The following is a 14,353-nucleotide window of genomic DNA, read 5'->3' as shown; positions in this document are numbered from 1 at the left end:
TGCCAGTCGTCAGTCAGCCCAAGTTCGACAAGCGTTTCCAGAAGTGCGTCCCATACGCCTTGTTCGGCCCAGCGACGGAAACGAACATAGACCGAATTCCATTTGCCATATCGCTCGTGCATATCTCGCCACGGACAGCCAACGCGCAGAACATGGAGCATGCCATTGAAAAAGCGGCGATTGTCATGCGACGGCCGAGACTTGCGGCCACGCTCGGTCGGCAACAGCGGTTCGACGACCCGCCATTCCTCATCACTCAAATCGCCTCGCGCCATGGCTGCCTCCTAAAAAGCAGTCTTGAATCACGCCTCAGCCGATTTGGGAATGCACTTTGTCAACAGGACCTAGTCCTCTATATAATGAGGGACGAAGCGCGAGGTATCGCGCGTAATGGGCGTATCGTCCTCGCGAATACCGATACCCGCGGGTTGGCCTGCGACGATCCAGGATCCGATCACGGTCCAATCGTCTCCGAAGCGGGGAAGCAGATGCAGTGCCTGCCTTATATATCCCTCTTCTCCGTAGGGGCCCTCGACGTGATACAAACCGCCACCAGCTTCGTAATTGACGAGCGTCACATTCGCGCCCTCGCGGGATAGCAACGGTTTACGGACATAGCGGTCCCCAAGATGGCTGCTGCGCAGATCGTCCTCGAAATAGGCGGGCAGCAAATTTTCGTGGCCGGGGAACATTTCCCACAGCACGGGCAGTAGCCCCTTGTTGGACAGCGTCAGTTTCCAAAGCGGCTCGACTATTCGCGTCGGTGTCAACGGCAGATGGCGACCGAAAGGCTCGCGTACCATGTCTTCTAGCGGATAAAGCTTGAATATGCAGTCGATGCGCTCGTCTTGAAGATCAATTAGCCAATGTTTGTCGTCGACGCCGATATCGGGCATGGCGATCAGCTTTGTCTTGCAGCCAGCCTGTGCAGCGCAATCGACAAGATAGTTCAACGTCACGAGGTCTTCCTCGGATTCCAACATGCCGGCGAAGTGCATGCGCTGCGACGGTCCAGCAAGGACGCGTATCGCGTCGATCAGACGTTCATGCACGGAATTGAACTGGTCGGCTGAGGACGGAAGTTCGCCGCGTTGCTTCATGTCTTCCAGCCAGCGCCATTGGAAGACCGCGCTTTCGAACAGGCTGGTCGGCGTGTCCGCATTGAATTCGAGCAGCTTTGCCGGATCGTTTCCGTCGTAAGAGAGGTCGAATCGGCCGTAGAGATCATGTTCGCGATTGCGCCAGGAGCGTAATATTGCATCGTGGTAGGCGGGCGGAATGGCCATGCGGTGCATCAACTCACCGTCCGAGGCAATTTTCTCGACGGCAGCGTAACACATTTCCAGCAATTCGGCGGAAGGATCCTCCAGCCTCGTCTCTACTTCCTCAAGGGTAAAGGCATAGGCGTGCCGTTCGTCCCAATAGCGTTGGCCATACATGGAATGAATGGTGAAGCCACAAGCCTCGGCGTCGGCCTTCCAATCCAGTCGCTCGTTCATGACGACGCGTTTCATCCGCTCACCCGTTAACCCGAAAGATGGAAGCCGCGAAAGCCCCAGCCGCCACGCTCTACCATGCCGGCCGAGCGCGTCGAACGTTCGGAAGACGACCCCCAGAAACTATGGCCGCCACCGCCGCCACCCGAAGATGACGATTGTATATCGTCGTCCTTTTTCTTTGCTGCATAGTTTGTTTTTCCAAGCAGCATGCCGTTTGCGAGGCTGCGACCGGTCGCCGTTCGAAAGTCGCTGCTTCCACGCGGCTGGTAGAGCGCTTTGGTGCCAAGCGTTCCTGCAGCACTGCCGACGAGATAGCCGGCCAGCAATGGAATGAAGTGGCCCGTACCTGCCTGATGGGCGCCGGTTGTTGGTTGGCACTTGTCGGCACCATACTCCTTCTCGCAGTTCGCCATCGTCTCGTAGGCGGGCGCATTCTGCTTGCGCTCGGTTTCGGCTGCGGCAAACTGGGATCGACATTCGTCGGCAGAAAAGGCTTCGCTCGCGATGCAGGCGTCGGCGTCCTTGTATATTTGTGCGGTATCTTCCTTTTGGCCACAGCCCGTCAACGCTGCTGTTCCCATTAGCAGCAGAGACACACTCATCGATCGCTTCATTAGACCCTCGGCGCCTTCGCGTTCATACCCGGATATTCCGGACGTTGCCCGCACAAGTCTATCAGCCGCCACACACGCAGGTGCGGTTGTCTACATGTGCAAAGATTGCAACGTAAAGAATATGGGCGAGAGAATAATTAGGTGTAAATCGGCCATATTTAAAGAACGTAGACGTGCGTTCTGTTGATTTTTTGACCAAAGGTTGCGACCGCAAAAAGAGGTCTTTCCAATTTTCCTAAGTTTTGGTGACCCCGATATATCCGGGAGAAGGCGGGACTCATTTATCTCTGGCCCACGGGGGGTTACCAGGAGATAGACTATGGATTGGCGGAGCGTCGGCAATCCGACAATTGCTAGCCAAAACGGTGCCGGACTGCATCGGCATAAGGGCGGCTCACGGGCATTTCCATGCCGTCGCGCGTCACGATGAAAAGTTTGCCGTTGTCGCGTTTCAAACCGGCGACATGGTCGGCGGCAATCCAATGGGATCGATGCAGGCGCATGCCCTCGGTATCGCCGATTTCCCTCAGCGCATCGCCGAAGCGCAGCAGGACGAGCTCGCGGCCGCGGCTGGTGACGACCTCGGTATAGTGATCCCGCACGGCAAGCCGTATGAGCGCTCCCCGATTTTCCGGTTTCAGGCGCGACAGGATCGGTGCCTGCGAGGGCAGGTCGCGAATCTCCGATGTCTTTATTGAGGTGGTTGCCGGCTTGTTGTTGCTTGGTCCCTCGGCGGCCACCGCGATTTGCCGATGCATGGTCAGGTAGCTCAAAAAGCAAAAGAGCAGGCAAAGCGGTATCGAAGTCAACGATTGGCGCAGGCTGCCTGCCACGGTGGGCACAGTGCCGAAGAATGCCAGATCGATCAGCCCGATGCCGAAGCCGATCGGAAGTGCCGCAATGATCGAACCCGTCATCATCCGGGCAAACATCCTGGCCACCCGTTTGCGCAGGAGGATTTCGGCGACGACGGAGAAGACGATGGCTATCGACCAGGCCATGGCATGAAGGGCCAGCCAATAGCCGAGCCGAGCGCCCGGCATCAGCCGTGCGAATGTGTCGTAGGGACCGGTCAGGGCAAAGATCAGGACGACCGTGACGAAGGTTGCCCAGAATCGCGGCGAACGCTGGAAGACTTGCAATTCACGAAGCGTGGATTGCAGAAAGGTGTGATCCACGAAATTTTCCCGTTCTTTCGCGCAATTTCAATTGAGAGAACAACAATATCGCGGAAAGGCTCGACAAACTCAACCGGATCCCGCCATGACCTTCGAGCCGCTTCTTCATGCTTCGATCGCAATCCAGATTCACGTTGCGGCAGTCATCCCGGCCGCCGTGCTCGGCGCCTATCTTCTGCTGAAGCCAAAGGGGACTTCGAGGCATCGATTGCTCGGCAAGATATGGCTGAGCCTCATGCTGGTCACGGCGCTATCGAGCTTCTTCATTCACCAGATCAACATGGTCTATGGCTTCAGCCCCATTCATCTACTCTCCCTATTGGTTCTCTTTGGCTGTTGGGGAGCGATCGCCAATGCTCGCAATCACAATATTGGGGCGCATAAGCGCATCGTCAGAAGCCTCTACTTCGGCGGCATCGTCGGTGCGGGGGCGTTTACGTTCCTTCCGGGCCGTATCATGAACATGATAGTCTTCGGCGGCGACGAAATTGTGCCGCTCGTCGTCGTCGCGGCTATTGCGATCGTTCTTCTATGGCTGCTGTCGAAAGAAATATGGCGTCGCCGAGGTTTAACTTGACGTTCTGTCGCTCGCCAACTGGTGTTGCCCGTCTTCCTGGATATATAAGTGCTTTAAGGGACATTGGCTTAAGGCATCGCCAGGAGGTGCAATCATGGATTGGAAGGGGCGTCGGCAATCCGACAATATCGAGGATGAACGCGGCTCATCGCCCATCGGCGGCGGCGGCGGCGGCTTCCGCTTCCCCGGCGGCGGGATAGGCGGCGGCGGTTTGAGCCTGCGCACCATCATCGTTCTGGTGGTGATCTTCCTCGTGCTGAGAGCCATGGGCGTCGATGTCATGGGCCTGCTGCAGCAGAGTGGCGTGCTGGGCGGCGGCTCGGGATATCAGCAGAGCACATCAACCGGGAATAGTGGTCGGCCCGCTAATGACGAGATGAAGCAATTCGTCGCGACTGTTCTTGCCGATACAGAGGATACCTGGACCGGCATTTTCAAATCGATGGGCCAGACCTATACCGATCCGAAGCTCGTGCTGTTCTCGGGCAGCTTCCCTTCGGCTTGTGGACAAGCTTCGGCCGCGACCGGGCCCTTCTATTGCCCGAGCGATCAGAAGGTCTATCTCGATATGGCCTTCTTCCAGCAGATGAAGGATCAATTCGGTGCATCCGGCGATTTCGCTCAGGCCTATGTCATTGCGCATGAGGTCGGCCATCATGTTCAGGATCTGCTCGGCATCCTGCCGAAGTTCAACCAGGCCCGCCGGACCATGAACGAGGTGGATGCCAACAAGATGTCGGTGCGTATTGAGTTGCAGGCCGATTGCTTTGCCGGCATCTGGGGCAAGTTCACACAGCAGAAGGGCATCTTGCAGGCAGGCGACCTTGAGGAGGCACTGAACGCCGCCCAGCAGATCGGCGACGACACGCTGCAAAAGCGCACACAGGGCTATGTCGTTCCGGATAGCTTCAACCACGGTACTTCCGCGCAGCGCATGAAGTGGTTCAAGCAGGGTTTCGATTCCGGCAAGCTCAGTGATTGCGATACGCTGAACAATCCCGTTTGATCTCCTTCGCCCGCTCTCCGGCAGGAAGCGGGCGAAGTGCCAATTCCTTTTCCTTATTTCTCGCTATCCAGATGCGTCAATTGCGCTTCCGGATAGCGCCCGCCCGCGGCGGCGTCCTTTGGCACGGCGCGTTCGATCGCCGCCATATCGGCTTCCGACAACTTCACCGAGAGCGCGCCTAAAGCTTCCGTCAGGCGATCGCGGCGGCGGGCGCCGACAACCGGCACGATGTCCTGGCCTCGGGCCGCGACCCAGGCGATGGCGACCTGAGCGACGCTGGCATCCTTGGCTTCGGCGATCCCTCGCAATGCTTCCACCAATTCCAGGTTCTTTTCGACATTTCCGGCCTGGAAGCGCGGGCTCATGAAGCGGAAATCGCCTTTCTGGGCGTTGTCCTTCTGCCAATGGCCGCTGATGAGGCCACGCGAGAGGACGCCATAGGCCGTGATGCCGATACCGAGTTCGCGGCAGGTCGGCAGGATACTGTCCTCGATGCCGCGCGAGATCAGCGAATATTCGATCTGGAGGTCGACGATCGGATGCACGGCGGCGGCGCGGCGGATGGTCTCCGCACCGACCTCGGACAGGCCGATATGCCTGATGTAGCCGGCCTTGATGAGATCGGCCATGGCACCGACCTGCTCCTCGATCGGCACGTTCGGATCAAGACGCGCCGGGCGGTAGATGTCGATGTGGTCGACTCCGAGACGTTGCAGCGAATAAGCGACGAAATTCCTGATCGCGGCCGGTCGGGCATCATAGCCGAGCCAGCCGCCGGCCGGATCGCGCAATGCACCGAATTTCACGCTGAGCAGGAAATCGTCCCGCTTCAGCCCCTTGATGGCCTCGCCGATCAGCATTTCATTGTGGCCCATGCCGTAGAAGTCGCCGGTATCCAGCAGGTTTATGCCGGCATCGAGAGCGGCATGGATTGTCGCGATGCTCTCGGCGCGGTCGGACGGCCCGTACATGCCGGACATGCCCATGCAGCCGAGGCCGAGGGCGGATACCTGGGGGCCTGTCTTGCCCAATTGGTGGTTTTGCATTGCAGTTCTCCTTCGGTCGGAAGCGCGCTCTCATCTCCAGAGCCATCTACGCAGCTTGTTTTACTCGATCGGCCTTTGTGCGATAATCCGTGTAAATCGAAACGGGCTGTTTGGAATTTCGCACAATGGATGACTTGCCGCTGGCCGATCTTGTCGCCTTCACCGCTGTTGCCCGCGAGCGTAGCTTTCGCGTGGCCGCGCGCAAGCGCGCTGTTTCCGCCTCATCACTGAGCGAGGCGATCCGGCGGCTGGAGGAGCGGCTTGGCGTGCGCCTGCTGAACCGTACCACGCGTAGCGTGACGCCGACCGAAGCGGGTGAGCGGCTGATGGAGCGGCTGACCCCCGCGATGAGCGAGATCGCCGTTGCGCTCGACGACATCAATAGCTTTCGCGACCGTGTGGGCGGAACTTTGCGGCTGAATGTGCCGACAGTCGCTGCCATGGTGGTGATGCCTGATATCGTCAATCGCTTTTTGAAGAACTATCCGGGGATATCGGTCGAAATCGTTGCCGAAGACAGCTTCATCGATGTGCTCGCGGCCGGGTTTGACGCCGGCATTCGCTATGACGAGAGGTTGGAGAAGGATATGATCGCCGTGCCCATCGGGCCACGGCAGCAATCTTATGTGACCGCCGCGGCGCCCGCCTACCTGGCGGCCAACGGTACACCGCGCCACCCGCGCGATATACTCGAGCATCGCTGCATCGGTCATCGGTTTCTCAGCCGCTCCAACGCTCCCTGGGATTTTGAGAAGGATGGCGAAACGATCGTCATTTCGCCTTCAATGGTGATTGCCACGAATTCGATCGATATCGAACGCAGTGCCGCGGTTGCCGGTCTCGGCATCATCAGGACGTTTTGGGAATTCCTCGCGCCGCAGCTTGCGACAGGCGAGCTGGTACCCATTCTCGAAGAGTGGGAAACGGCCTTTTCCGGTCCGTTTCTCTATTATGCGAGCCGCCGACATATGCCGGGTCCGCTCCGGGCCTTCGTCGACTTCCTTAATATCGAGCAGCGACGGACCCGGGAAAAACAAGTGTCATTATAGCCCGCAGATCAAAAAAAGCGGTCGATAAATCGATAAGATTAAAGCGTTCACGGATTGTTTCCGCCAAAATCTTTAGGTATGGGGAACACTCCGGTTTTTCGTTCACGTTCTGTCTCTTCATGGAGGCGGGGCCGCCAAAAGGCAACTCCATGATCGATCAGAAATTCGCACGGCGCGGCCTGTTCCTCGTCTTCCTCATCCTCTTCCTCGATGTCATGGGCATTGCGATCATCATGCCCGTGATGCCGAAATACCTGGAAGAGTTGACGGGTGCCGCAGTCAGCGAAGCTGCCACCGAAGGCGGCTGGCTGCTGCTGGCCTATGCCGCGATGCAGTTCCTGTTCTCGCCGCTGATCGGCAATTTGAGCGATCGGTTCGGACGCCGTCCACTCCTGCTCGCCTCGGTGCTGACATTCGCGATCGACAATTTCATCTGCGCGATCGCGGGTACCTACTGGATGCTGTTCGTCGGCCGTATCCTCGCCGGTATCAGTGGTGCGAGCTTCTCGACCTGCTCGGCCTATATCGCCGACATCAGCAATGACGAGAACCGTGCGAAGAATTTCGGCCTGATCGGCATGGCCTTCGGTGTCGGCTTTGTGCTCGGTCCGGTCATCGGCGGTTTTCTGGGCGAATTCGGTCCGCGGGTGCCGTTCTATGGAGCGGCTGCCCTCGCATTCCTGAATTTCGTCGGAGCCTATTTCCTCCTGCCGGAAACATTGGACGCCAGGCATCGCCGGCCGTTCGAGATCTGGCGGGCCAATCCATTCGGCGCGCTCAGGCAGATACGACGCTATCAGGGCATCGGCTGGGTCTGCGTCGTCATGTTCCTGAACTGGCTGGCGCATGGCGTCTATCCGGCCGTCTGGTCCTTCGTCACCTCCTATCGCTATGATTGGAGCGAGGGGCAGATCGGCTTTTCCCTTGGGGTCTATGGTATCGGCGCGGCCCTCGTCATAGGGCTTGTCCTGCCTCGGCTGGTGCCCATGCTCGGGGAGTGGAAGACCGCATTGCTCGGGCTGGCGTTTTCCTGCCTCGGCCTGATGGGCTATGCTTTCGCGTGGCAAGGCTGGATGGTCTATGGGGTCGTCGTCGCAACGGTCATCGAAAACGTCGCCGATGCGCCCTTACGTTCCATCGCCGCGAGCAAGGTTCCGCCTTCGGCGCAGGGTGAGCTGCAGGGCGCGCTGGGCAGCCTGACGAGTATCACCGCGATCATCGGGCCTCTGCTGTTCCCGTATCTGTTCCGCTATTATACCGCGCCGACGGCGCCCGTGACCTTTGCCGGAGCACCATTCGTCATGGGTGCCATTCTGGTCGCGACAGCGCTCATTGTGCTTCTTACCAAGGTTCGCAAAGATCAGCCGAAGGCGGCCGTGCAATCGCAAGCCGGAGAGGCGGCCTAAAAATTCATCAGATATTTTGATGGTATGATGAATTCTTTAGCATCGTTACCTTGTCGGCTGGCTTTTCCGCCTAAGTTGCGGTATTGCGACAGGCTCGCGCACCCAGGGGTGGGGCGGTTCGCGCGATTCTGGAAATCGAGTTTTCATGATGGATATGCCGCTAGCTGCGCGCCCGTACGCGCACGACAACAATAATTCGTGGTCTGCGCATCTACGTGCCACCCTTGCGCTCGGCATACCGCTGATCGGCGCACAATTGGCGCAGCTTGGCATCAATACCACGGACGTGATGATCGTCGGTCGCCTCGGCGCCGAGCAGCTGGCCGCGATGGTACTCTCAGCGCAGTTCCTGTTCACGATCCTGATTTTCGGTTCGGGCTTTTCCATCGCCGTCGTGCCGTTGGTGGCGCAGGCCTACGGCCAGGGCGATGTCGTGTCCGTGCGACGGGCGCTGCGCATGGGCCTGTGGGTCGTGACCATCTATTGGCTGATGGCACAGCCTGCCTTTCTATATTCCGAGGAGATCCTTCTGGCGGCGGGACAAAAGCCCGATGTGGCAAAGCTGGCCAGCGACTACATCGCCATCGGCCATTTCGCCCTGTTGCCGGGATTGCTCTACAACGTCATTCGCGCCCTCGTGAGTGCTATCGGCCGTGCCGGCGTCATTCTCAATGTGACCATCGCCATGCTTGTCATGAACGCTGTGCTTGCCTATGCCTTGGTGCTCGGTCATTTCGGCATGCCGGCGCTCGGTCTTCATGGTGCGGCCATCGTCTCCGTTGCCGTACAGACGGCCGGCTTCATCTTCATCGTCGGCTATGTTCAGAGCCGGGAAGAAATGCGTCGCTACGAGATCTTCGTCCATCTGTGGCGGCCGGATTGGCATGCCTTGTGGGATGTCGTCCGCCTGGGCTTCCCGATCAGCATCACCGTTCTCGCCGAGGTCAGCCTGTTCACGGCGGCGTCGTTGCTTATGGGGCGGATCGGCACGATCGAGCTTGCTGCCCATGGCATCGCGCTTCAATGGGCATCGATTGCCTTCATGATCCCGCTCGGCCTCAGCCAGGCGGCGACGGTGCGGGTGGGCGTCGCGCACGGGCAGGGCGATCATCTCGGCCTGAAGCGCGCGGCGATCGTCGTGCTCATCGTTTCGAGCTGCATTTCGCTGTGCGGCAGCATCCTGTTCGCCACCTTGCCGGCATGGTTCGGAAGCTGGTTCCTCGACATTACGTCGGCCGATGCCCCGAAAGTGCTTGCCTATGCAACGCCGCTGATCGTGGTCGCCGGGCTGTTCCAGCTCGTCGACGGCTTGCAGGCGATTGCGAGCGGCCTGCTGCGCGGCCTGAAGGATGCGCGCGTGCCGATGATCCTGGCGCTGATCGCCTATTGGCCGATCGGCTTCTTCCTGGCATGGCTGCTGGCCTTTCCGTTCGATTTCGGCGGGATCGGCATATGGCTCGGTTTCCTGCTTGGCCTTGCTTCGGCGGCGGCGATGCTTTGCGCGAGATTCTACATTCTCGTCCGTTCGGAAAGAGAACCCGCATAATATCTGCGGCGGCGATCGTCGAGCGGTAAGACTACTGACAAATACTGTCAGCATGGTGGCGTATATTCCCTTCATACCAATGACGGGAGACGACCATGACACTCAGAGCCAGCGATCGTAACGATGCCGCGCTTTTGCCGCGGGAAGACTCCATCAACGAGGGCACGACAGTGCGCCTTTTTCCGCACGCCAATACATCGTCCCGGCGGCCCGAACCGGCGCAGAAGTCCTATTGGCTGGCGGTGGCTAGCGCAGAGCACGTGCGCCACGGGCGCGAGCACGGCTTCATGCAGGTGAACCACGGCAAGCAGGGGCCATTGAAGCGCATCAAGCCGGGCGACGGCATCGTTTATTATTCGCCGTCTGTAAAGATGGGCGAGAAAGACAGCTTTCAGAGCTTTACCGCCATCGGCTTTGTCCGTGAAGGAGAGCCCTACCTTGCGCAGATGGGTTGCGGAAAAGCCTATCGCCGGGATGTCGACTGGCTGGATGCGCCCGAGCAGCCGCTCCGCCCCTTGCTGGGTTGGCTTGATTTTACCCAGGACAAGAACTGGGGCTACAGGCTGAGATTCGGCCTTGTCGCCTTCGGACAGTCGGACTTCGAGTTCCTGGAGGAAATCATGATGAGTGAGCTTGAGGTGGTAAAGCAGCGCCGCCTGCAGGCTTGACCGGGCATGGAGCATTTGGGCGTTTCACATCCCGACGCAAACGAGAAAGGCCTCGGATTGATAGTCAATCCGAGGCCTTTTGCATCATGAATGGTTGTGGAGCAGCTTAGGCGCGTTCGGCCAGTGCCGGCTCGCCCTTCTTCTCGCGCACCAGATTGATGAAGCGGCGGAAAAGGTAGTGGCTGTCCTGAGGGCCGGGCGAGGCTTCCGGATGGTGCTGCACCGAGAAGACGGGCTTGCCGGAGACACGCAGGCCGCAATTGCTGCCGTCGAAGAGAGAAATATGTGTCTCCTCAATGCCTTCCGGCAGCGAACTCGAGTCGACTGCAAAGCCATGGTTCATCGAGACGATCTCGACCTTGCCTGTCGTGTGGTCCTTGACCGGATGGTTGGCGCCGTGATGGCCCTGGTGCATCTTCGCTGTCTTGGCGCCTAGTGCGAGGCCGAGCATCTGGTGACCGAGGCAGATGCCGAACAGCGGGATCTCCGACTTCAGAAGGTCCTTGATGACGGGCACGGCATATTCGCCTGTCGCGGCCGGATCGCCCGGGCCGTTGGAAAGGAAGATGCCGTCCGGATTGAGGCCGAGCACGTCTTCGGTCGAAGCGGTTGCCGGCAAGACGGTAACCTTGCAATCGAGACCGGCAAAAAGGCGCAGGATGTTGCGCTTGACGCCGTAGTCGAGGCAGGCAATGTGGTACTTGGCTTCGTCGGCGCCCAGCTCGCCATAGCCCTCGTTCCAGACCCACGGGGTCTGCGACCAGTGCGAAGACTGGCCGGATGAGGCGACCTTGGCGAGGTCGAGACCTTCGAGGCCACTCCAGGCCTTCGCATCCGCCTTCAACTGTTCGATGTCGAAGATGCCGTTCGGGTCGTGCGCAATCACGCCGTTCGGCATGCCGTTCTCGCGGATCCAGGCGGTCAGCGCGCGGGTGTCGATGCCGCAGAGGCCGATGATGCCGCGGGCCTTCAGCCATTGGTCGAGATGCTTGGCGGCGCGGTAGTTCGACGGATCGGTGATGTCGGCTTTGAAGATGACGCCGACGGCGCCGTGCCGGGCGGCCGGCGTCAGGTCCTCGATGTCTTCCTCGTTCGTGCCGACATTGCCGATGTGAGGGAAGGTGAAGGTGACGATCTGGCCGAGGTAGGAGGGGTCCGTCAGGATTTCCTCGTAACCCGTCAGCGCCGTGTTGAAGCAGACTTCGGCCTGGACCTTGCCGGTCGCGCCGATGCCTTTGCCTTCGATCACGGTGCCATCGGCAAGAACGAGAAGAGCAGTCGGCTTTTCAATGGTCCATGGGGCTGTGGCGGTCATAGTCATCCCGTTTCCGGCGTCGTGCGCGACCTTGAAGAGGCCGTAGGCTTCCGCCATGTTTGTAGCAAGGTACCGCCGGCGGCACAGGCCGCGGCTTGAGATCTCAATATCGATCTAATGTGCAGATGATGGACATAGCCAAACAAGGCGAGCCGGTCAATGCGCGCTTTTCGTTTCCTGCCGGGGAATTCGTCCTGTTTCGGTCGGTTTGACGCAATTGCATTGATCGGCGCTGATGGTCTATGAGACAGGCAACATGAAATGAGAGGCCGGGCGATCGTCGCCTGCCTGCTTGAGGAGTTACAGACATGATCCGCGAGACCCTTTCCAATGCCCAGAAGGATGCGATGAAGGCAAGGGATACGGCGAAGCTTTCAACCGTGCGTCTTATCCTTGCCGCCATCAAGGACAAGGACATCGCCAATCGCGGCCAGGCCAAGGAGCAGGCAAGCGATGACGAAATCCTCCAGCTGCTTGCCAAGATGATCAAGCAGCGCGAGGAGTCGGTGAAGATCTACGTCGACGGTGGTCGTCCTGAGCTCGCCGACAAGGAACGCGCGGAAATCACCGTCATCCAGGGATTCATGCCGGAGCAACTCTCCGACGAGAAGGTGCGTGAGATATGCGCCGGCGTCGTTGCGGAACTCGGCGCCCAAGGCTTGAAGGACATGGGCAAGTGCGTGGCGGCTTTGCGCGAGCGCTATGCCGGGCAGATGGACTTCGCGAAGGCTTCGGCTATCCTGAAGGAGTTGTTGAAGTAAAGACCAGTCTCGGCTTCGGCATACGGGCCTGCCGTATGCCGAGGGCGCGCTGCCAGGCGGCGTCCATGATGGCAAACTTTTCAGCCTGATAGTTCCGATATTCCTGAATGAAGCCGCTGGACAGCCACAGCTCGCTTTTTCCCGAGCGGCCTGTCCAGCCAACGCTTTGCATGTTTACGGCTTTGCGCATGAGCCGCTTTGCGTGCGTTCTTGAGATGTGGAAACGGCGACAGATGTCCGTGAACGCGACCGGCCCGACAATTGCTCTTTGTGTTTTCGGATCGATCATACCGACGCGCGAGATCAGGTAATCCATGATTATGCCGCCGGAATTTGCCCAGGTGAACAGATCGAATGTATCGCCTGGATGGCGGACGGCGTCGCTGGCAATGATGCTGACCGAGATTGCAGGCTGCAATGCCGCAACGAGTTCCGGTCTCCCGGCGAGCAGGCTGCTTCGTTTGCCTCCGTCCAATTTGTCGAGCGCCGCCAAGTGAATGCCGAGCCATCTTGCAAGCTGTTTGACAGCTTCTTCTGTCGGCTCCATCGGTCGTACCCGACGATCTGGCATGACTGTCTGGTAGCGCAGAAAATGATGGTCGAGCATTTCCTGAATGAAGCTCAATGCCGTGTTGTGACTGGCGATTTCGTGCTCGACGACAAAGTCGGCGAAGCGGTTGGCATGGATACCGGGCGGCTTCCCATCTACGCCGCCGTAATATAAGGCGAAGCCGGCGAGGGCCATCAACCAGCGCTGCTGTGAAGAAAAAACGGAGCCTATCCGGCGATTTTCTTCGTAAACCAATACAATTTCTCGGGTATAGTCGAGAACTATAGCGAAAAAATCAGGATTATCGGCAAGTTCCTTCGCGGATAAAGACATGCAGCCATCCCCCGATGAGCTGAGCAATTCTCTACGCTGTCTTAGGAAATCATCATCTAGATTATTGATACATGAAATATCAATTGTGGCCATCACGTCAAGATACTGGCCTCATTTGAACTCTAAATGTTCTGCCGCGGAGGTTCGGAGCTTCCGTCATCGGAAAATTGGGATCGTAAAATTAGAGAAGGCAGGAGCTGGGGGAGCTCCTGCCTTCTTGCGCTTTGCAGCCGTTTGATGACGCAGGGTGGGGCCCAAAAATCAAACGTCTATTGCAAAGGCACTCAGGTGGGGCGGCGCCGGGGGTAGGGATGGTGCCCCACCTGAGTATCCCGTAAAACTTATCTGAGAATCCTGACTTGCTGCGGCAAAGCCAACGCTTGCGGCGTCAATCCGGACATTTGAACTTTAACGCCTGCGGTGAGAGCAGGGATCTTCATATCCACCGGCAGCTGATAATGCGCGCCAGCGTAGAGCACATTCCGATCGTCAGCGCTGCCGGTCGTCGTTGCCGAGCTATAGGTAGCTGTGGCGAAGATAGCCGCGGCGGCTAGGGGTACGATCAGAACCCGCATTTCCTCTCCTAAACTGAAAGCCCTGTACCTGATGGCTTCCCGTTCGTGGGGCGTCTCGGCATGTCGCGTCGCGAAGCAATTTTCTTCGCCGGCTTGTCTCGCCCCGTGAGAAGAACGCTATTGCGCCGCACATCAACAATCAAATTACAAAAAAATAATGTTTGGCTTACGAACCATGCCGTAAATGCGCCACCAAACAGATGGGTCGCAGGCATCGAGCATTGCAGCTA

At 58.6% G+C, this 14,353-nt stretch carries 15 protein-coding genes; 7 read left to right on the top strand and 8 right to left on the bottom strand.

Translation table 11 applies throughout. From position 1 onward, the window contains the following. From GA0061101_RS35995 to GA0061101_RS35980, 4 genes are all read right to left on the bottom strand, one after another. The coding region (locus tag GA0061101_RS35995) for a transposase (protein ID WP_141694164.1) at positions 1–275 on the bottom strand (275 nt) is incomplete at its 3' end. A 69-nt stretch (positions 276–344) separates the two neighbouring features. Beyond that, a complete protein-coding gene (locus GA0061101_RS35990; protein ID WP_092577277.1) occupies positions 345–1,514 on the bottom strand; it encodes a glutathionylspermidine synthase family protein in 1,170 nt (389 codons plus the stop codon). An 11-nt stretch (positions 1,515–1,525) separates the two neighbouring features. Next, positions 1,526–2,101, bottom strand: a complete 576-nt coding sequence (locus GA0061101_RS35985) for a DUF1190 domain-containing protein (protein WP_162693675.1) — start codon at positions 2,099–2,101, stop codon at positions 1,526–1,528. 365 nt (positions 2,102–2,466) lie between these two features. Continuing rightward, positions 2,467–3,291 carry a LytTR family DNA-binding domain-containing protein gene (locus GA0061101_RS35980; RefSeq protein WP_092577274.1) on the bottom strand — a complete coding sequence of 275 codons (825 nt, stop codon included), beginning with the start codon at positions 3,289–3,291 and terminating at the stop codon, positions 2,467–2,469. A gap of 85 nt (positions 3,292–3,376) precedes the next feature. Between GA0061101_RS35980 and GA0061101_RS35975 the strand changes: the two genes are divergently transcribed. Beyond that, complete coding sequence (locus GA0061101_RS35975) at positions 3,377–3,868, top strand: DUF2306 domain-containing protein (RefSeq protein ID WP_092577272.1); 492 nt, start codon at positions 3,377–3,379, stop codon at positions 3,866–3,868. Positions 3,869–3,962: 94 nt separating this feature from the next. After that, positions 3,963–4,874 (top strand): KPN_02809 family neutral zinc metallopeptidase, encoded by a 912-nt coding sequence (gene ypfJ, locus GA0061101_RS35970; RefSeq protein ID WP_092577268.1) that lies wholly within the window; start codon positions 3,963–3,965, stop codon positions 4,872–4,874. Positions 4,875–4,927: 53 nt separating this feature from the next. Here ypfJ and GA0061101_RS35965 read toward each other — a convergent pair whose 3' ends face one another. Next, complete coding sequence (locus GA0061101_RS35965; protein WP_092577266.1) at positions 4,928–5,920, bottom strand: aldo/keto reductase; 993 nt, start codon at positions 5,918–5,920, stop codon at positions 4,928–4,930. A gap of 125 nt (positions 5,921–6,045) precedes the next feature. On the opposite strand from GA0061101_RS35965, the gene GA0061101_RS35960 reads away from it, so the two are divergent. The 4 genes from GA0061101_RS35960 (at position 6,046) to GA0061101_RS35945 (ending at position 10,589) form a co-directional block, all read left to right on the top strand. Continuing rightward, the gene (locus GA0061101_RS35960) at positions 6,046–6,969 is read left to right on the top strand and encodes a LysR family transcriptional regulator (protein WP_092577263.1); all 924 of its coding nucleotides are present in this window, start codon (positions 6,046–6,048) and stop codon (positions 6,967–6,969) included. A 149-nt stretch (positions 6,970–7,118) separates the two neighbouring features. Continuing rightward, positions 7,119–8,375: a TCR/Tet family MFS transporter gene (locus GA0061101_RS35955; protein WP_037194597.1), complete on the top strand. Its 1,257-nt coding sequence runs from the start codon at positions 7,119–7,121 to the stop codon at positions 8,373–8,375. Positions 8,376–8,523: 148 nt separating this feature from the next. Continuing rightward, entirely contained in the window at positions 8,524–9,921 is a 1,398-nt protein-coding gene (locus GA0061101_RS35950; RefSeq protein ID WP_092577284.1) for an MATE family efflux transporter, read from the top strand. Between the two features lie 95 nt (positions 9,922–10,016). After that, positions 10,017–10,589: an EVE domain-containing protein gene (locus GA0061101_RS35945; protein WP_037194595.1), complete on the top strand. Its 573-nt coding sequence runs from the start codon at positions 10,017–10,019 to the stop codon at positions 10,587–10,589. 106 nt (positions 10,590–10,695) lie between these two features. Here the strand turns inward: GA0061101_RS35945 and carA are convergent, their stop codons facing one another. Next, positions 10,696–11,904 carry a glutamine-hydrolyzing carbamoyl-phosphate synthase small subunit gene (gene carA, locus GA0061101_RS35940; protein ID WP_092577281.1) on the bottom strand — a complete coding sequence of 403 codons (1,209 nt, stop codon included), beginning with the start codon at positions 11,902–11,904 and terminating at the stop codon, positions 10,696–10,698. A gap of 308 nt (positions 11,905–12,212) precedes the next feature. Here carA and GA0061101_RS35935 point away from each other — a divergent pair, with 308 nt between their 5' ends. Continuing rightward, positions 12,213–12,665: a GatB/YqeY domain-containing protein gene (locus tag GA0061101_RS35935; protein WP_037194592.1), complete on the top strand. Its 453-nt coding sequence runs from the start codon at positions 12,213–12,215 to the stop codon at positions 12,663–12,665. Here GA0061101_RS35935 and GA0061101_RS35930 read toward each other — a convergent pair. Together GA0061101_RS35930 and GA0061101_RS35925 are read right to left on the bottom strand one after the other, a co-directional pair. Next, the gene (locus GA0061101_RS35930; RefSeq protein ID WP_092577260.1) at positions 12,640–13,548 is read right to left on the bottom strand and encodes a hypothetical protein; all 909 of its coding nucleotides are present in this window, start codon (positions 13,546–13,548) and stop codon (positions 12,640–12,642) included. The genes GA0061101_RS35935 and GA0061101_RS35930 overlap by 26 nt on opposite strands. Positions 13,549–13,889: 341 nt before the next feature. Next, positions 13,890–14,123 (bottom strand): hypothetical protein, encoded by a 234-nt coding sequence (locus tag GA0061101_RS35925; RefSeq protein WP_037194588.1) that lies wholly within the window; start codon positions 14,121–14,123, stop codon positions 13,890–13,892. Positions 14,124–14,353: the final 230 nt, after the last annotated feature.

The organism is Martinezella lusitana, assembly GCF_900094565.1.
In the GTDB taxonomy this organism is placed as follows: Bacteria; Pseudomonadota; Alphaproteobacteria; order Rhizobiales; family Rhizobiaceae; genus Rhizobium; species Rhizobium lusitanum.
This window is presented reverse-complemented; position numbering and strand designations above follow the sequence as displayed.